Below are 17672 nucleotides of genomic sequence, written 5' to 3' on the forward strand. Positions count from 1 at the left end.
CCGACATGTCGTATGGTTCGTCAGGCATTCTGCTGTCCGAACGGTGAGTTCCGCAAACTGTCGATCGTCGAAGCGGTCGAGCGGAAACACGAGGTAGAGACGGAACTGGGGGAGTTTTGACGCACGCGCGACTCGATCATGTGGAAGAGGACTCCGCCCGCGGCATCGTACGCGCGCCGGACCTTGCCCGGGTGACCATCCTGGCCAAGCACACGCAGGTAGACATGGCGATTCCGGTGGATGTGCCGGTCGCGCTCGTCATCCCCAGCGTGGTCGACATGGTCGCCAACCACAGTCGCTCCAACGACTTCGACAACGACGGCGAGCGCTTCGAGCCCGCCGAGTGGGTGCTGGCCCGCATCGGCCACCCGCCGTTCTCGAACTCGCTGAGCCTGGGCGAACACGGCGTGCGCGACGGCGAGTTGCTGATGCTCGAGAGCGCCTCGCACACCGCGCCCACTCCCCTGTTCGACGACATCATGTACAACGTCGCGATCGCCGACGCCGAGCACTACCGCAGCTGGACGCCGAAGTCCGCGCGGATCACCGGTTCGGTGCTCGCCGCGATCACCATGCTGGTCGGCTGTTTCGGTCTGTTGGCCGCGCCGGACGCGCTGCCGTTCTGGGTGTCGGGCTCGCTGGCGCTGTTCGTCTCGATCCTGTGCGTGGTCGCGGGCACGATCCTGAGCCGCATGTACCACGACGCCTCGGCCGCGCTGGTGCTCGCGGGCTGCGCGCTGCCGACGGCGTTGACCGGCGGTCTGCTGCTGGTTCCCGACCATTACGGCGCGGCCCATCTGCTGCTCGGCTTCTCCTTACTCGGGGCGATCGCGGTGCTCGCGTGGCGGGTCACCGGCGTGGGTTTGGCGTTGTTCATCGGGACGGCGACGGTGTCGGTGTTCGCGGTGCCGGCGGCCCTGGTCGGGTTGCTCACCGATCAGCCGGTCAAGGCGATCGGCGCCGTGGTCGCCGCGCTCGGCCTGGCGGGTCTGTCGCTCTCGCCGCGTATTTCGATGCTGCTGGCCAAGTTGCCGTTGCCGCCGGTCCCCTCCCCCGGCACCCCGATCGATCCCACCGAGGACGACCCCGACGATCACCGCGCGCTGCCGACGCTGGACGCCCTGCGCGCGCGGTCGGAACGGGCCCGCCACTACCTGGCCGGACTGGTCAGCGCGACCACCCTGGTCACCGTGATCGGCGCGCTGCTGGCCACCGACGCCGGCTCCGACGACCCCTACTGGCCCGGCATCTCGCTGGCGCTGGTGTGCGCGGTGGTGCTGATGTTCCGCAGCCGCACCTACGCGGGCGCCGAGCAGGCGATCGTGTTGATCGCGGGCGGTTCGTCGATCGTGTTGATCATGCTGGTGGGTGTGGCGCTCGAGATGCGCCAGCCGCTGGTCGTTTTCGGCGCCGCGCTGGTGATGCTGATCTCGGCGCTGGTGATGGGGTTGATCCTGCCGAAGCAGTCGGCCACACCGCCGATGCGTCGAGCGGTCGAGTTGCTCGAGTACGCGTTCGTCGCCGCGGTGCTGCCGCTGGTGTTCTGGGTCGCCAATCTCTACTCGCTGGTTCGCGGGCTGTGAGGCTCGGCCTTCGACTGACGGCCGTTGCCATGGTCGTCGGTCTGAACGCCGGATTCGGGGTGAGCGGAACAGCTTTCGCCGATCGGCCACCCGCGATCGATCCCGGCCTGTTGCCCGCGGGTGATCCCGCGGCGCCGCCGGACAAGACCGAGCGCGGCAGCGGCACCAACGGGTTGTGCTTCCGCACGCAGGCGAGCACGTCGGCCGCGGTGATCCCGGCCAGTCAGCGTTCGCTCGATCTGGATCGCGCGTGGCAGTTCTCCCGTGGCGCCGGACAACTCGTCGCGGTGATCGATACCGGGGTGCAGCAGCACCCGCGGCTGCCGGATCTGTGGGCGGGCGGCGACTACGTGGCCGCCGGTGGCGACGGCACCGAGGACTGCGACGTGCACGGCACCGTGGTGGCGGGCATCATCGGCGCGACCAGGGTCGACGGCGAGGGTTTCTCCGGGGTCGCCCCCGAGGCGCGCATTCTCAGCATTCGCCAGACCAGTTCGCTCTATCAGGCCGAGGGCGCGGGCCGCAACAAGTCGCCCGAGGACTTCCCCGACGGCTACGGCAAGGTGTCCTCGCTGGCCAGCGCGATCCGACGGGCGGCCGACTTCGGCGCCAGGGTGATCAACATTTCGCTGGTGGCCTGCAACAACAACTCCCCGGCCGGCGAAGCCGCGTTCGGCGCGCTCGGCGCGGCGGTGCGTTACGCGGCGGTGGAGAAGGACGTGGTCATCGTGACCTCGGCGGGCAACTCCGACAACGCCTGCAAGTCCGGCAATCCCGGGCCCGACCCGTTGAAGCCGGCGCAGGACCTGTGGAGCACGATCCGCACCTATGTGAACCCCGCCTGGTACGACGAGTACGTGCTCTCGGTCGGTTCGATCAACAGCAACGGCGCGCCGTCGTCGTTCACGGTGCCCGGCCCGTGGGTCGGCATCGCCGCGCCCGGTGAGAACATCACCTCCCTCGACGCCAGGACCACCGGCATCTCCGACGGCAAGTACGACAACCAGGGCAAGTACATGGCTTACAGCGGAACGAGTTTCGCCTCGCCCTATGTCGCCGGTGTCGCCGCCCTGGTGCGTGACCGGTTCCCCGAGCTGACCGCCAAGCAGGTCATCGAACGGCTCCAGGCCACCGCGCACGCACCGGCCGAGGGCTGGAATCCCTATATCGGCTACGGCGCGGTCGACCCGGTCGCCGCACTGACCAACGAGGTGCCGAGGGAACTCCCGCCCAAGCAGGCCAGCCCGGCCCGCAGCGTGCAACTCGCCGTCCCCGCCCCGCCGCCGCCCCCGGACAACACCGCCCGCAACGTGGCCCTGATCGGCTCCGGCGCCATCGCCCTGATCCTCACCCTCGGCTTCCTCGCCTCGTTCCCCATCCGCCGCAAGTTCGGCATGACGATCGACGATCTCTGAGTAGGTAGTCAGCACAAAGCAGCGGGCCCGCCGAGAAGTTCTCGACGGGCCCGCTGCCTGTGTGGGTCTACTTCACCTCGGCGACAAGCTGTTTGGCCGGGGAGGGGTCGGGGGCGATGCCGTCGTGGGCGACCATGGCTTCTTCCCTGCCCATCGTGGGGCCGCCCGCGAGCAGGCCGACGATCGGCCAGGGTGCGGGTTCGGGCTTCACCGATTCGAGGCCGAGGGCCTTGACCGCGTCGGCGTTCTTGATGCCGAAGCGGACCCCGGTGTCGGCGATGTAGAACAGGCTGTCCTTGCGCCGGCTGTTGGGTTCGATGCCGGTGGACTGCACGTAGGCGCCCGAGGCGGGCGGGATGTAGACGGTGTCGGCGTTGGGGCCCGCGCCGTCGGCCTGGGCGAGGTCGACCAGCTTGGCCTTGTCCGGGATCGGCAGGTCGATGCCGGAGAGCAGGCTCAGCTCTGCGCGCGCGGTGGCGTCGTCGTTGTCGGTGGCGCCGGCGATCGGCTTCCACGACATGCAACTGACGGGCTGGTCCTTGGCGGTGATCAGCGTCGGACGATCGGCCGGGTAGTCCTGCACCTTCAGCGTCTGCACCGACGGCGCGAAGGTGCGGTCGGTGGACTGGATGGTGGTGCCGTTCATGACCGTCGGATAGAAGTTGCGGATGATCTGGGCGGTCAGCATCGAGATCGGCTGGAGTCCGTCCTGCAACACCACGTAGTTCTGGTTCGACTCGTTGAAGACCTGCACCACATCGGCGATCTTGTGCCCGCTCACGTTGTAAGACGGTGTGCCACCGGCATTGACGATCGTCGGGGTGATCAGCGGCAGCGTCTCCGGGATCGCGTTGAGCAAGCCCTCGCTGATCGGCCGCGGTGCGACCCCGCCGATGCCGAGCGCCTGAATCGCGGCCGGGTCGTCCATCTTCACGCGGGCGCGCTTGCCGTCGTAGACCAGGTAGACCGAATCCTTGCCCTTGACCAGCATCGCCTCGCCCTGCTCGAGCGGCGAGGCCTTGGCGCCCAGATCCGGGTCACCGGCCAGGACCGAGGTGGTCAGATCGGCGCTGCCGTCGGCCTTGAGCCGATCGCACACCGTCCACGCCCGACCCTTGCCGACCTTGTCGTAGAGGATCGACGACGGGGCGCCGGGGATGCCGATGAGCTGACCGCGCGGCTTCTTGCCGAGCTCGGACTCCTTGACGATCGCCGCCTTGGACGCCTCACCGGCCGCCAACCGGGCCGAGGCCAGATTCAGCGCGGGATGCACCACATTGTCGACCACGACGTACACGCCGCCGGATTCCTTGGCGATCAGGATCTTGCTGTCGCCGATCTTGTCCTGCGGGCGCAGCAGCGCGAGGATGCCGCAACCGGCCAGGACCACCAGGCCGAGCACGAGACCGACCACATAGGCCCGGGTCTGCGCGCGCATGGGATCGTGCAACATTCGCACGTCCCGGCGCACCAGGGCGTGCTCCATTCGCCGCACCAGGAAGCGGTATCCGCTGACCTGCCAGCGCGTTGTGGGTTTTGAAGGCATGGTTCCTCCCCCGAACAGTGCTCTCGTCCGGGCAACACAGTACAGTTCCCGGCAACAGTTGTTCGCATTCGGCCATCGGTCGATCGACAATCGGGTACTGGGGGAGGAACGAATGGCTGAGTTCACCGGTGCCGGACCGCGCCCGCTGTTCGGACGGATCACACTGCCGCACCTGATCACCGCACAGGTCCTCGGCTTGATCGCGGGCGTCATCGCGCTGGTCTGTGGGCTCGGACCGTGGCCCTCGCTGGCCATCGGTGTCGGCGTGGCCCTGGTGCCGCTGATCCCGATCGGCAAGCGCACGATCCTGGATTGGATCGCCACCATTCGCCGGTATCTCGGCAAGCGCGAGTACACCCTCGGCGACACCGTCGACTTCCGCGACACCGACGGCCGTTCGCTCGGCCTGTACTGGGACGGCTCGCGCGTGGTCACCGTGGTCGAGGTGCTGCCGCCCAAGGGTGGGCTCACCCGCATCGCGCGCACCGCCGTGCACGCCTCGCACCTGCTGCCGCTGCCCGAACTCGCCGCCTGCCTCAATCAGCACGACATCCTGCTCAGCGGGATCGACATCATCAGCCACGGCCACCGCAGTCGCGCGGGCACTCCCGCGGGCGCGATCTACGAATCGCTGCTCGGCCCGCTGCCCGCGACCGCGCACCGCACCGTCTGGTTGGCGATCAGCTTCGACGCGGTGGCCTGCCCGGACGCGACGGCCCGCCGCGGTGGCGGTGCCGACGGCGCCTCGCGCGCGGTGACCATCGCGACCCAGCGCATCATGCGCACCCTGGAAGACGCCGATTGCAACGCGCGCATCCTCACCGCGCCCGAGATCCGCAAGGCCGTGCAGCAGATCACCGCCGGGCTGGATCCGCGCACGCTGAGCCAGCGCTGGAAGTACGCCGAGATCGGCAACGCGGTCAATGTGGGCGCGGCGGTCGACCCCAAGCAGTTGGGTTCGGATCTGCTCGCGCAGCTGTGGGTGGCGCCCTCGCGCGGCACCACGGTGGCGGTGCGGTTGCGTCCCGGCAGCGACGCCGAGTCCGTGAATGTCGGCGCCGCTTGGCGTTTGACCGCGCGCGAGGTGCCGGAGAAGGCCAAGTCCAAGGGCATGGTGTCGATGCGCGGCCGTCATCGCGACGCCCTGCTGGCGCACCTGCCGATCGCGGTGCCGGGCGTCGACGACACGATCCCGACCACCGAGTACCCGATCGAGGTCATCGGCGCGCTGCACCTGCCGTCCTCGGGCTGCGGGCAGCTGCTCGGCTCCGACGACGAGGGCAACGGCGTGGCCACCAGGATCATCGGCGCCGGTATCTCCACGGTGTATGTCGCCGGTGAGCTGTATCTGGCGCAGCAGTTGGTGTTCCGCGCGTTGGCCGTCGGCGAGCGCGTGCTGGTCCGCACCGACCGCGCGCAGGCGTGGGAGCAGTTGGTGACCACCGTTGGCAACCCGGAGCGCCTGACCATCGCGGTCGAAACCCACCAGTCCGACGCGGGTTTCACCGCCACGGTCGTCGACGGCGTGCTCGCCCCCGCCCCGCACGCCGGCGTCACCACCATCTACCTCACCGGCGACCCGAACGGGTGGCCCGCCTCGCGCCCCGACCTGGAGATCTTCCAGCCCGGCGCGATCGGCAACCGGGTGGTGCTGCGCACGGGCACGACGAGGGTGAACCTCACGCTGGTGTCGATTCCGCGCGAGGCCACCTACATCGGGCAGCCGCGCGGCCAGCAGCGCTCGATGAGCTACGCCTAGCCTGGATAGGGTTCCACCGTGCGGGCGGCCCGCAATGTCGTTCCCCACCAGGCCAATTGGTTCAGCATCCGGTCGCAGGCATCGATGGCGGCGTCGTCGTTGGTCATGCCGTTCTTGTCGAAGCGGCGCTTGGCCTGGGCGAAACTGACCGATTCGCGCACCGACACCATGTGCAGTTCGGCCACCACCTGACGCAACTGCTCGACCGCGCGCAACCCACCCGACAGACCGCCGTAGGACACGAATCCGATGGGCTTGGCCCGCCATTCGCGTTTGGCGCTGTCGAGGGCGGTTTTCAGCGAGGCCGGGTAGCCGTGGTTGTACTCGGAGGTGACGGCGATGAACGCGTCCGCCGCGGCCAACCTCGACCGGTAGTCCTCGACCTCGGGGGTGTCGGTGAGGTCGGTGGGCAGCGACCAGTCGCGCAGGTCGAGCACGCCCACTTCGAAATCGGGCCGCTCACGCAGCGCGGTGACCAACCAGCCCGCGGGCACGTCCGCGAAGCGCTCGGGACGGGCACTGGCGACGAGGATCTCCAACCGCAGTGGTGCGTTCATGGCGCGAGCTTATCGACAACGGGACGCCTGGCCGTGCGACGCTCGCCGGATCAGGCACGATAGGACGCTGACATAGGCTGTCTCCAGGTGCGAAGGGGGTCGCGTGATCATCGGACAGTGGCAACTCGTGGAGACATTGGGCGGGCCGGAGAGCTGGTCGATGCTGACCGCGGGCACGACTCCACGCGAGTGGGCGTCGTATCAGCGCGCGATTCCGGCCCGGCTGCGCACGCTGGTCGCGGCCGCGCACCAGACCCGCGCACCGGTCGAGCAGGCCCTGCCGAAGTCACGGAATCCGTGGTCGCAGTTACGGTTTCGAGCCTCGCCGGTGGTCTGGCCGGATGCGGACACGCATGCGGTGAAGGTGTGGGTGGGCCCGGATGATCCGGCCGACGAGCTGTCCGTCTCCCCGTTCCTGATCGACGCGCGAACCCGCACCGTGAGCAGCCGATCGGCGGACGGCGGGCCGGTCGAGTACAGCGGCGTCGAATGGTTCCAGCGGATCGAGCGTTTCGATCACGCGCTGGAATTCGTTGCGGCGCTGCATCGCTCGGAACCCGACAGCCGCTGGTCGGGCGTGGCTACCGCGCGGACCGGCCCGCGCTCGGTGTTGCTCGCCGCCCGCAACGGGACAGCCGAACAGCGGTTCGCCTGGCGCGGGGTGGCCGTGGATGTCACCGACAGCGTTGCCCCGCAACCGAAATCGTTCGAGGCGACGACGCTGGACCTGGTGCGCGAGTCCCAGCCGGGCCTGTACCTGGTCATCCTCGACACCGCGCAGGGCCGGCTGGTCCGGTGGATCACCGAACCGATGCCGGGCCTGCGCTGGCGCGGAACCGACGAGCGCACCCTGCCCCACCCCGACGACCGAGCCGCGCTCGCCGCCTTACGCGCCGAGATGCTGACCGGCGCCGCGCGCGCGGAACTGCCGGGGTTGCGGCTGGCAACCGAGTGCGGCGGGTGGCTCACCGTCGATGTCGAGGTCTCACCACTGCCGGGCAGCAGTGCGGTGCCGCTGTTCGTACTCGCTCAATTACAGGTCACCGCACCGTGATTCACGGCAGTTCGAACGGCAGCGACACCCCGACGTGCACGCGGCAGCGCTCGCACGTGTCGGTGCCCGCCACCTCGGTCACCGCGCGGCGCAGCAGTTCCTTGAACGGGCCGAGGTTCTTCTTGAACTCGGCGAACACGTCCACCGCGTGCACACCGTCGCCCTCCTCCAGGCCCGCGTCCAGGTCGGTGATGAGAGCGACTGCGGCGTAGCACATTTCGAGTTCGCGAGCCAGGACGGCTTCGGGGTGGCCGGTCATGTTCACCAGGTCCCAGCCCTGTCCGGCGAACCAGCGGCTCTCCGCGCGGGTGGAGAAGCGCGGGCCCTGCACGACGACCATCGTGCCGGAGTCCTCGACGCGCAACCCGGTCTCCGACGCGCCTGCCCGCACCGCCGCGCCGCGCAGGTCCTCGCAGTAGGGGTCGGCGAAGGAGACGTGCACGCCGCCACCGTCGAAGTAGGTCTGCGGACGCCCCGAGGTGCGGTCGACCAGCTGATCCGGCACCGCCACGGTGCCCGGCCCCCAGTCGGCGCGCAGGCTGCCGACCGCGCACGGCGCGAACACCCGCCGCACGCCCAGCGACCGCAGCGCCCACATGTTCGCCTGGTAGGGCAGGGTGTGCGGGGCGAACTCGTGCTGTTTGCCGTGGCGCGGCAGGAAGGCCACCGCGCGCCCGTCGACCTCGCCGATCGCGACCGGCGCGCTCGGCTTGCCGTAGGGCGTGTCGACCTCGACGTGGGTAGCGTCGTTGTCGAAGAAATCGTAGAAACCGCTGCCGCCGATGACGGCGAGCGCGGGGCGGGGAAGCGAACTCATGGCGCCGATTCTTCCGTCCTGGCGCCTCGCGCGTGGCACCGGGCTGCCCATCTGACAATTCCGCCGCGAAACTGTACCCTAGGGGGGTATTAGTTCGCCCGGCGAGCTACCAGGCAGGCGAGGAGACCTTCGGTGAGCACACCCACCCCCGACACCGAGCACTCGGGCCACGACCACGCGGGTCACGGCTACATCACCGCCAAGGACGACTACCTCAAGCGCCTGCGCCGCATCGAGGGCCAGTCACGCGGCCTGCAGCGCATGGTCGAAGAGGAAAAGTACTGCATCGACATCCTCACCCAGGTCTCGGCCATGACCAAGGCCCTCCAGGCCGTCGCCATCGGGCTGCTCGAGGATCACATCTCGCACTGCGTGGTCGACGCGGCCGTGGCCGGTGGGCCCGAGGCCGAGGCCAAGATCAAGGAAGCGACCGACGCGATCGCCCGCCTGGTGCGCTCCTAACCCGCCGCCCGCATATCGGTCCACGGGTTGACCGACTCGTCGAGCACGAGATCGGCGAACAGCAGGCCCGAACGGCCGGGCGGCAGCGGTCGGACCAGATCGCGGCCGTCGGGTCCCAGGATCCTGGCGACCCCGCCCCCGCCGCTGAGCAGTACGTGCTCCGGCGAGCGGGCGTCGACCACCGCCCACCCCGTCATCGGGACCAGCGCGGTCGGCGCGATCACCACCACCCCGCCCTCGCGCGCGTACTGCTCGGCGACCGAACTGTTCACCGCCACCGTGATCTCGTCGCTGACCTCGTGATACACCGTGAATCCGGAGAACGCGGCAACGTGGACCTGCTCCCGCCACAGGTCGACGCGCCGGTCCGGGCACAGATGGTCGGCTCCGCCCAGCACGCCGACCCGGCCCAGTTCCGTGTGGTGCACCTCCGAGGGCACCATGCCGTCGGCGAAGACCTCGCGTTCCAGCGGCGTCGGCCACTGCTTGCGCGAAACCTTCACCTGTCCTTCGGGACTCACCATCGCGGTCGCCATGTAGACCTCCTCGCCTGCCCGCTCGGCGAACCCGAGCACCACCCGCACCCCCGCCCACCGCGCGGCGTCGGCGATGGCGGTCATCTCGGGCCCGTCGGCGGTCATCGCGTTCGCCAGGTACCGCGCCTGGAACTCCGAACCCCAGTCCACCGAGTTCAACCACAACCACCACGGATACCCCGGCAGGAACACCTCGGGAAACGCGACCAACTGCGCCCCGCCCGCCCCCGCGTCCTCGATGAGCGCGATCGTCTGCGCGACCCCCGCCGGTAGATGCAGCCACGCGGGTTCGGCCTGCACCGCCGCCGCCCGGATCCGAATCGCCATCCCACTGCTCCTCGCACGCACTCGACCTGCGAAACCCAGTGTGCGGCAGAGCCCTTCACCTCCCACAGACCTCCCGTGCCAGCCCACTGACCAGCGGTGCCATGATCAGCGCCGATGCGCGTGCCGATACTCCCCCGGCGTCATCCCGGTCTCGGCCTGGAACACCCGATAGAAGTGCCGCTCCGAAGCGAACCCGGACGCGAAAGCCACCGCGGCAGGCGAAGGAAACCCCTCCCGCATCAACAACTTCCGCGCATGCCGAGTGCGCATCCGACGCAACGTCACCGCGAAGCTGTCCCCCGGCCCACTGAACAGTCGAAACAGCGTGCGCCGCGAGATATGACAAGCGGCCGCGACCTCGTCGATCGTCAGATCCGCATCGGTACAACGCTTTCGGAGATAGATGAGGACATGCTCGCGACTGAGCGTGTCAGCCGGAGTGTCGATGGGTTTGCCGCCCGCGGCCAGGAGCACCGCCGAACCGAGGAGGTCGAGGGCTCCGGCGGCCAGGATATCGGCTTGCGCCGGTGACTCCTGTCGAACTCGGGCGAGTTCGCGAAAGTAGGTCCCCACCACGCCCGCCGGACTCTCCGGGACGACCAGCCCGGCCGTCGGGATTCGCACCTCACTCAACCCCGGCTGCTGACGCAGGATCCTGCTCGGCAACTGCACGAGCACCTGTTCGAACGCCATACTGCCGTCCCAGAGCGAGGGCAACGCCGAATCGAGGAACGTCATCTGCCCCGGCAACAACGTCACCGACCGCCCACCAGCGGTCAGCCGCGCCCGCCCGGAAACCTGAATGCTGACCAGCAGGTACTCCTCAGCCGCCCGAGCCACATGCGTCTTGGTCCGCCGATACTCCTGATTCCCACCCGCGTGCGCGACAAGCGAGAAGTCCTCCGCCCCCGGCAACACCCCACTGGTCAACCGCCCGAACGTCGGCCCCTCCTCGACCGGCTCGAGCGACAACGGAAAATAAGCCCGCTCGGTCACCGCCGCCCACTGCTCGAACTCCACACTGCGCGGCGACGACGCCGAGAACTCCAGCGTCGTCGGTTCGATGGTCATCCGGCCGACCTCCGCAGCTCGGGCCCGGCCGTCGTTACGGCCTCATCGGCCAACGATAACCCCGGGCCTGCGAGGGCTCAAGGGACTGTTCGGTATGGTTGACCAGCGAAAACAGCGGTGTGCAAGACTCTTTCGACGCGGTGCGGATCGATCACGCCGGTTCGACGACCTCGGGGCGGGGTGAGTCGCGGCGCGAGTCCGGTGGCGTCGACTTCGCGGGTGCGGCGGGGCGGGGCAGGCCGCTCATTTCGAGGTCGGCGAACAGTAGCCCGGCCTGGCCTTCGCCCAGTGGGGTCGCCAACTCCACCCCGCCGGGGCTGAAGATGCGGGAGACGCCCCCGCCGCCGCGCAGCAGTCGGCGGTCGGGTGTGCGCGCGTCGACCACTTCCCAGCCCGTCACCGGGACGACGGCCACGGGTGCGATGACGAAGGTGTTGCCGTCCATGGCGTAGCGGACGGCGGCGGCCGCGTCGAGGTCTCGGCTCTGGTCCTGGTCGGCGCCGTAGTTGACGGTGAAACCGGGCCAGGACGCCACGTGGATCTGCTCGCGTCGCTCGTGCATGCGGGCCCGCAGGTCGGCGCGGAGGTGGTCCGCGCCGCCGAGCACGCCGACGCGCCCGAACTCGGTATCGCGCACCAGCAGCCCACCGTCGGAGGTGCTGAACACCGTGCGCTCGAGCCCGGTCGGCTCCGATTTGCGGGCGATCTCGATCGCCCCGTCGGCGTCGATCAGCGCCTGGGACATGAACACCGCGTCCCCGGCCCGCTCGGCGAACCCGATCGACACGTGAATCCCCTTGCGCCGCGCCGCGTAGGCCACGGCCCGCAGTTCCGGCCCGTCGGCGGTCAGCGCGTTCGCCAGGTATCTGGCGAGGAAGTCGCCGCCCCAGTCGACCGAGTTCACCCACATGCCCCACGGGAAGCCGGGCAGGAAGGTCTCCGGGAAGGCGACCAGCGCGGCGCCACCGTCGGCGGCCCGATCGACATACCCGATGACCTGCTCGACTCCTGCCGGCAGATCCAACCACTTCGGCTCGGCCTGCACGGCCGCAACGCGTACCAGCCTCATCGTCACAGACCAGACGCTAATCCCCGCAGCAGCCACCATCGGGGACCGGCACGGTACGGGTTTCGCGCGTCTGGATATTGCGGGCGGCCAGCTCGGCGTCGGCGGGGTAGTCGACCGCGATCAGACTCAGCCCGTGCGCGGGCGCCACGGTGACCGAACTGGCCCGTTCGGTCTCGGCGAGCAGCGCGGCCACCCACTCCGGCGAGCGCCGCCCCTCCCCGACCGCGAGCACCGCGCCGACCAGGCTGCGCACCATCGACCAGCAGAACGCGTCGGCACTGACGTAGGCGGTGAGCAGATCCCCGTCGCGTTCCCAATCGAAGCGCTGCAGCTCACGCACGGTCGTCGCGCCTTCCCTTCGACGACAGAAGGCCGCGAAGTTGTGCAACCCCAACAGGTTTCGCGACGCGACCCGCATCGCGTCGAGGTCGACCCCCGGCCGACACGGCACCACCCCGCGCGCCTGCAACGGCTGCGCGCCATAGGGGGCGGTGGTGAGCCGGTAGGCATAGTGCCGACGCATCGCCGAGAAGCGCGCGTCGAATTCCGGTGGGGCGTCGCGGATCTCGGTGATCCGCACGTCCTTGGGCAGGAACTTCGCCATCCGGTGCAGCAGCTTGTCGGCGTCGAACTCGACCTCGGTATCGAAGTGCGCGACCTGCCCCTCGGCGTGCACTCCCGCGTCCGTGCGCCCCGCCACCGTCAACACGACGTCCTCGCGCAGCACCTTCGACAGCGACTCCTCCAACACCCCCTGCACCGTGCGCAAACCCGGCTGCCGCGCCCAGCCGGTGAAATCGGTTCCGTCATAACTGATTCCGAGCCGCACCCGCGTCACGTCGTCCTCCTGAATTCGCGCACGAAAAGAACCGAGCCCGCCACCCACGAAGGGTGACGGGCTCGGCGGAACTCCTGACAGATCAGGCGTCCTTCTTGTCCTCGGTGGCCTCGTCGGCGGCCGGAGCCTCGACGACAGTCTCCTCGACGACCTCGGCGGCCGGAGCCTCTTCGGTCTTCTGCGAGGCGGCGACACGACGGGCACGATCGGCCTCGTTGGTCACGGTCTTCTCGCGGACGAGTTCGATGATGGCCATCGGCGCGTTGTCACCCTTGCGCGGCAGCGCCTTGGTGATACGGGTGTAGCCACCCTCGCGACCCTCGAACGAGGGGCCGATGTCGGCGAACAGGACGTGGACGACGTCCTTGTTGCGGATATCCTTCATCACCTCGCGACGGTCGGCGAGGGTGCCGCCCTTCGCCTTGGTGATGATCTTCTCGGCGTAGGGGCGGACCGCCTTGGCCTTGGCCTCGGTGGTCGTGATGCGACCGTGCTCGAACAGCGCCGTGGCCAGATTGGCGAAGATCGCCTTCTGGTGCGACGCCGAGCCGCCGAACCGGCGGCCCTTCTTGGGCTTGGGCATTGTGGGTTTCTCCTGGGCGTATTAAAGCTGTTCGGTTTCGGCGTAGTCCTGCTCGCCGCCGTCGGTATCACTGAACGTGCCGCTGTCGCTCCACGTTCCGGTGCTCGCGTCGTAACCCACCACGGAGGACGGGTCGAACGACGCGGGGCTGTCCTTGAGCGAGAGGCCGAGCGTGTGGAGCTTGACCTTGACCTCGTCGATGGACTTCTGGCCGAAGTTGCGGATGTCGAGCAGATCCGACTCGGTGCGGCCGACGAGCTCGCCGACCGTGTGCACACCCTCGCGCTTGAGGCAGTTGTAGGACCGGACGGTGAGGTCCAGGTCCTCGATCGGCAGACCGAAGGAGGCGATGTGATCCGCCTCGGCCGGGCTGGGGCCGATCTCGATGCCCTCGGCTTCGACGTTGAGCTCACGGGCCAGGCCGAAGAGCTCGACCAGGGTCTTACCGGCCGAAGCCAGCGCGTCCCGAGCCGTGATGGAGTTCTTGGTCTCCACGTCGAGGATGAGACGGTCGAAGTCGGTGCGCTGCTCGACACGGGTGGCCTCGACCTTGTAGGTCACCTTGAGCACCGGGGAGTAGATCGAATCCACGGGGATCCGGCCGATTTCCGCACCGGTCGCCTTGTTCTGCACGGCGGGCACGTAACCGCGACCCCGCTCGACGACGAGCTCGATCTCGAGCTTGCCCTTGTCGTTGAGGGTGGCGATGTGCATGTCCGGGTTGTGCACGATGACGCCGGCGGGCGGGACGATGTCACCGGCGGTGACGGTGCCCGGACCCTGCTTACGCACGTACATGGTGACCGGCTCGTCCTCTTCGGAGGACACGACCAGGCCCTTGAGGTTCAGGATGATGTCGGTGACATCTTCCTTCACGCCGGGGACGGTGGTGAACTCGTGCAGGACGCCGTCGATGCGGATGCTCGTGACCGCGGCCCCCGGGATGGAGGACAGCAGGGTACGACGCAGCGAGTTGCCGAGGGTGTAACCGAAGCCCGGCTCGAGGGGTTCGATGGTGAACTTCGAGCGGTTCTCCGCCACAACCTCTTCGGTCAGTGTCGGACGCTGGGAAATCAGCATGGAGATCTACTTCCTGTCAGGGCATCCACTATTTGATGCCTTATCAGTGATTGCGGGGGCCGCCGTGCGGGCGACCCCCACCAAAAGCGCTTACTTCGAGTAGTACTCGACGATGAGCTGTTCCTGCAGCGGCACATCGATCTGCGCGCGCTCGGGCAGCTGGTGCACCAGGATGCGCAGGCGGCCGGGGACGACCTGCAGCCAACCGGGAACCGGACGGTCGCCGACGGTCTCGCGAGCCACCTGGAACGGCAGCGTCGGGAGCGACTTCTCCTTGACATCGATGATGTCGTACTGGGAGACCTGGTAGCTGGGGACGTTCACGTTCACGCCGTTGACGATGAAGTGACCGTGGCTGACCAGCTGACGGGCCTGACGACGGGTACGGGCCAGACCGGCGCGGTACACGACGTTGTCCAGACGCGACTCGAGCAGACGGAGCAGGTTGTCGCCGGTCTTACCCTTGAGGCGGTTGGCCTCTTCGTAGTAACGACGGAACTGCTTCTCCATGACGCCGTACGAGAAGCGAGCCTTCTGCTTCTCCTGCAGCTGCATGAGGTACTCGGATTCCTTGATCCGCGCGCGGCCGTGCTGGCCGGGCGGGTAAGGACGACGCTCGAACGCCTGGTCGCCTCCGACGAGGTCGACGCGCAGACGACGCGACTTGCGGGTGATGGGGCCTGTATAACGTGCCATTTTAAGCTTTTTCCTTTCCCGCTGTTAGACGCGACGCCGCTTGGGCGGACGGCAGCCGTTGTGCGGCTGGGGAGTGACATCGGAGATCGAGCCGACCTCCAGGCCTGCGGCCTGCAGCGAACGGATCGCGGTCTCGCGGCCCGAACCCGGGCCCTTCACGAACACGTCGACCTTCTTGACGCCGTTCTCCTGCGCCTTGCGGGCAGCGTTCTCGGCAGCGAGCTGCGCGGCGAACGGGGTGCTCTTACGCGAACCCTTGAAACCGACGTGACCCGACGACGCCCACGAGATGACATTGCCCTCGGGGTCGGTGATCGAGACGATCGTGTTGTTGAACGTGCTCTTGATGTGCGCGTGGCCGTGCGGGATGTTCTTCTTATCCCGGCGACGCGACTTCTGAGTCTTCTTCGGGCCAGCGGCCCGGCTCTTCGGAGGCATACGCTATCCCTACTTCTTCTTGCCGGCGACGGTCTTCTTCGGACCCTTGCGCGTACGCGCGTTGGTCTTGGTGCGCTGACCACGAACGGGCAGGCCACGACGGTGGCGGATGCCCTGGTAGCAGCCGATCTCGATCTTGCGGCGAATATCGGCCTGAACCTCGCGGCGCAGGTCACCTTCGACCTTGTAGTCCGAGGCTTCGATGTAATCGCGAAGCTTCGACAGGTCGTCGTCGCTCAGATCCTTCGAGCGCAGATCGGGGCTCACGCCCGTCTCGGCCAGGATCTGGGTGGCGCGGGTGCGCCCGATTCCGAAAATGTAGGTCAGCGCGATCTCCATGCGCTTTTCGCGCGGGAGATCAACGCCCATCAGACGTGCCATGTGGCAGGTTCCTTAATGGTTGCGGAGGTCTGCTCCCTGTCCGTCCCCCCGTGTGGGAAATGGGGGCACCGGCCTCCGTGCCGGTGGATGGCGCGTACACGTGCATACGCGCTGGAGCTGGGAGTTCTTCTTTTCGGTCAATCCGATCAGACGATCGGTGCCCGGTGGTGAGGCTGAATCAGCCCTGACGCTGCTTGTGGCGCAGGTTGTCGCAGATCACCATGACCCGACCGTGACGGCGGATCACCTTGCACTTCTCGCAGATCTTCTTGACGCTCGGCTGAACCTTCACGTCCGTCCAATCTTTTCTTGGTCCACACAGGAGGTGTGAACACAGTTTTTCCCCAGTCGTCGACTGGGGAAGTCTGGTGTGCGTCCCCCGAGGGGGACACTGGGCGACGTCGCGCGGGACGCGACGCCGTCAGGCATCACTTGTAGCGGTAGACAATCCGGCCGCGAGAGAGGTCGTAGGGCGACAGCTCGACGACCACGCGGTCTTCCGGAAGGATACGAATGTAGTGCTGCCGCATCTTTCCGCTGATGTGCGCGAGAACCTTGTGACCGTTCTCGAGCTCGATCCGGAACATCGCATTGGGCAGCGGCTCGACAACTCGACCCTCGACCTCGATGGCCCCGTCTTTCTTCGCCATATCCTCCGCGATCCCGGTTACGCTCAACCTGAGTTTGGAATACCTCGTGCTGTTCACCCGCGGGGCCCGACGATCGGTCGGGGCGCATGCGAACAGTCGGCGCATAGGTGCACCGCCGCTCAAGCTTACCGGGCCGGGCTGCGATAGGCAAAAATGCCCCGAACCGTACACCGTTGGTGGGCCTGTCGCCGGACTATCTCAGAGCCCAGGGTCGGGGTATGAGGCGGCGACCACGTCAGTGAGGTTGTCGCGTAAACTCACCGGCGTCGAGTGAAGTGGGTCGATCAGATCGGGGGACCCTGGTGAGTGAGGCAGGCCGGTGAGCCGCAACAACGACAGCCTCCCGATGCTGCCGCCGTGGCTGTCGGAGAGCGATGTCACACAGGTCGGGTACGAGGCTCCGGTCGAGAACCTGCCCCAGGACGACGAGATCGACGAGGCACCCAAGCGCCGCCGCTTCCTGAGCCGCGGTGACGACAGCCCGCGCAAGGAAAAGGGCCGCCGCCGTCGCAAGTCCGACGACGAACCCACCGAAGCCCCCCAGTCCGGCTGGTCCACCCCGCCGACGAACGCCCCCATCCCCGGCCCCACCCACCAGCAACCCGAGCAGACACACCCGGACCCGACGTACCCCCAGTCCGGCCGCGACTACGCGCCACAGCACCCGACCTCGCCGGAACAGGGCGCGGCCCAGCCGTACGCGCAACCCGCCGCTCAACCGTCCCCGGAACGCAGCGGCCCGCAGTCTTTCGCACAGCCCACTGCTGAACAGGGCGGCTTCCAGCCTTTCGCACAGCCCACTGCTGAACA

19 protein-coding genes are annotated in these 17672 nt (G+C 68.1%); 5 read left to right on the forward strand and 14 right to left on the reverse strand.

All coding sequences use genetic code 11. The features are described from left to right. Positions 1 to 191 precede the first annotated feature (191 nt). Positions 192 to 1583: a type VII secretion integral membrane protein EccD gene (eccD, locus tag ACFP3H_RS01255; RefSeq protein WP_378598275.1), complete on the forward strand. Its 1392-nt coding sequence runs from the start codon at positions 192 to 194 to the stop codon at positions 1581 to 1583. A gap of 29 nt (positions 1584 to 1612) precedes the next feature. Further along, the gene (mycP, locus tag ACFP3H_RS01260) at positions 1613 to 2998 is read left to right on the forward strand and encodes a type VII secretion-associated serine protease mycosin (protein ID WP_378598277.1); all 1386 of its coding nucleotides are present in this window, start codon (positions 1613 to 1615) and stop codon (positions 2996 to 2998) included. A 67-nt stretch (positions 2999 to 3065) separates the two neighbouring features. Here the strand turns inward: mycP and eccB are convergent, their stop codons facing one another. Then, on the reverse strand, positions 3066 to 4544 hold the full coding sequence (gene eccB, locus ACFP3H_RS01265) for a type VII secretion protein EccB (RefSeq protein ID WP_378598279.1): 1479 nt from the start codon (positions 4542 to 4544) through the stop codon (positions 3066 to 3068). A gap of 112 nt (positions 4545 to 4656) precedes the next feature. Between eccB and eccE the strand changes: the two genes are divergently transcribed. Beyond that, positions 4657 to 6303, forward strand: coding sequence for a type VII secretion protein EccE (gene eccE, locus ACFP3H_RS01270; RefSeq protein WP_378598281.1), 1647 nt, complete (start codon positions 4657 to 4659; stop codon positions 6301 to 6303). Here the strand turns inward: eccE and ACFP3H_RS01275 are convergent. Further along, complete coding sequence (locus ACFP3H_RS01275; protein WP_378598283.1) at positions 6300 to 6860, reverse strand: NADPH-dependent FMN reductase; 561 nt, start codon at positions 6858 to 6860, stop codon at positions 6300 to 6302. The two genes, eccE and ACFP3H_RS01275, sit on opposite strands and share 4 nt — an antisense overlap. 103 nt (positions 6861 to 6963) lie before the next feature. Between ACFP3H_RS01275 and ACFP3H_RS01280 the strand changes: the two genes are divergently transcribed. Then, positions 6964 to 7914: a GAF domain-containing protein gene (locus tag ACFP3H_RS01280; protein ID WP_378598285.1), complete on the forward strand. Its 951-nt coding sequence runs from the start codon at positions 6964 to 6966 to the stop codon at positions 7912 to 7914. A gap of 1 nt (position 7915) precedes the next feature. Here ACFP3H_RS01280 and ACFP3H_RS01285 read toward each other — a convergent pair whose 3' ends face one another. Continuing rightward, positions 7916 to 8731 (reverse strand): S-methyl-5'-thioadenosine phosphorylase, encoded by an 816-nt coding sequence (locus tag ACFP3H_RS01285; RefSeq protein WP_378598287.1) that lies wholly within the window; start codon positions 8729 to 8731, stop codon positions 7916 to 7918. Between the two features lie 132 nt (positions 8732 to 8863). On the opposite strand from ACFP3H_RS01285, the gene ACFP3H_RS01290 reads away from it, so the two are divergent. After that, complete coding sequence (locus tag ACFP3H_RS01290; RefSeq protein WP_378598289.1) at positions 8864 to 9193, forward strand: metal-sensitive transcriptional regulator; 330 nt, start codon at positions 8864 to 8866, stop codon at positions 9191 to 9193. Here the strand turns inward: ACFP3H_RS01290 and ACFP3H_RS01295 are convergent. The 11 genes from ACFP3H_RS01295 to infA all read right to left on the reverse strand — a co-directional run bounded on the left by ACFP3H_RS01295 (position 9190) and on the right by infA (position 16862). Beyond that, positions 9190 to 10056 (reverse strand): nitrilase-related carbon-nitrogen hydrolase, encoded by an 867-nt coding sequence (locus tag ACFP3H_RS01295; RefSeq protein WP_378598291.1) that lies wholly within the window; start codon positions 10054 to 10056, stop codon positions 9190 to 9192. The two genes, ACFP3H_RS01290 and ACFP3H_RS01295, sit on opposite strands and share 4 nt — an antisense overlap. 105 nt (positions 10057 to 10161) lie before the next feature. Then, the gene (locus ACFP3H_RS01300; protein ID WP_378598293.1) at positions 10162 to 11127 is read right to left on the reverse strand and encodes a helix-turn-helix domain-containing protein; all 966 of its coding nucleotides are present in this window, start codon (positions 11125 to 11127) and stop codon (positions 10162 to 10164) included. Positions 11128 to 11278: 151 nt separating this feature from the next. After that, positions 11279 to 12196: a nitrilase-related carbon-nitrogen hydrolase gene (locus ACFP3H_RS01305; protein ID WP_378598295.1), complete on the reverse strand. Its 918-nt coding sequence runs from the start codon at positions 12194 to 12196 to the stop codon at positions 11279 to 11281. A gap of 16 nt (positions 12197 to 12212) precedes the next feature. Beyond that, the gene (gene truA, locus ACFP3H_RS01310) at positions 12213 to 13025 is read right to left on the reverse strand and encodes a tRNA pseudouridine(38-40) synthase TruA (RefSeq protein WP_378599595.1); all 813 of its coding nucleotides are present in this window, start codon (positions 13023 to 13025) and stop codon (positions 12213 to 12215) included. A gap of 91 nt (positions 13026 to 13116) precedes the next feature. Then, positions 13117 to 13617: a 50S ribosomal protein L17 gene (gene rplQ / locus ACFP3H_RS01315; RefSeq protein WP_378598297.1), complete on the reverse strand. Its 501-nt coding sequence runs from the start codon at positions 13615 to 13617 to the stop codon at positions 13117 to 13119. Positions 13618 to 13638: 21 nt separating this feature from the next. Next, complete coding sequence (locus tag ACFP3H_RS01320; RefSeq protein WP_378598299.1) at positions 13639 to 14697, reverse strand: DNA-directed RNA polymerase subunit alpha; 1059 nt, start codon at positions 14695 to 14697, stop codon at positions 13639 to 13641. A gap of 90 nt (positions 14698 to 14787) precedes the next feature. Next, positions 14788 to 15393: a 30S ribosomal protein S4 gene (rpsD, locus tag ACFP3H_RS01325; protein WP_378598301.1), complete on the reverse strand. Its 606-nt coding sequence runs from the start codon at positions 15391 to 15393 to the stop codon at positions 14788 to 14790. Positions 15394 to 15417: 24 nt separating this feature from the next. Beyond that, positions 15418 to 15831, reverse strand: a complete 414-nt coding sequence (rpsK, locus tag ACFP3H_RS01330; RefSeq protein WP_019045110.1) for a 30S ribosomal protein S11 — start codon at positions 15829 to 15831, stop codon at positions 15418 to 15420. A gap of 9 nt (positions 15832 to 15840) precedes the next feature. Beyond that, positions 15841 to 16212, reverse strand: coding sequence for a 30S ribosomal protein S13 (gene rpsM / locus ACFP3H_RS01335; RefSeq protein WP_378598303.1), 372 nt, complete (start codon positions 16210 to 16212; stop codon positions 15841 to 15843). A gap of 178 nt (positions 16213 to 16390) precedes the next feature. Then, positions 16391 to 16504 carry a 50S ribosomal protein L36 gene (gene rpmJ / locus ACFP3H_RS01340; RefSeq protein ID WP_011207363.1) on the reverse strand — a complete coding sequence of 38 codons (114 nt, stop codon included), beginning with the start codon at positions 16502 to 16504 and terminating at the stop codon, positions 16391 to 16393. Between the two features lie 136 nt (positions 16505 to 16640). Then, complete coding sequence (infA, locus tag ACFP3H_RS01345) at positions 16641 to 16862, reverse strand: translation initiation factor IF-1 (protein ID WP_003418601.1); 222 nt, start codon at positions 16860 to 16862, stop codon at positions 16641 to 16643. Between the last annotated feature and the right edge of the window lie 810 nt (positions 16863 to 17672).

The sequence above is a fragment of the Nocardia lasii genome (assembly GCF_042658545.1).
Taxonomy (GTDB): domain Bacteria; phylum Actinomycetota; class Actinomycetes; order Mycobacteriales; family Mycobacteriaceae; genus Nocardia; species Nocardia lasii.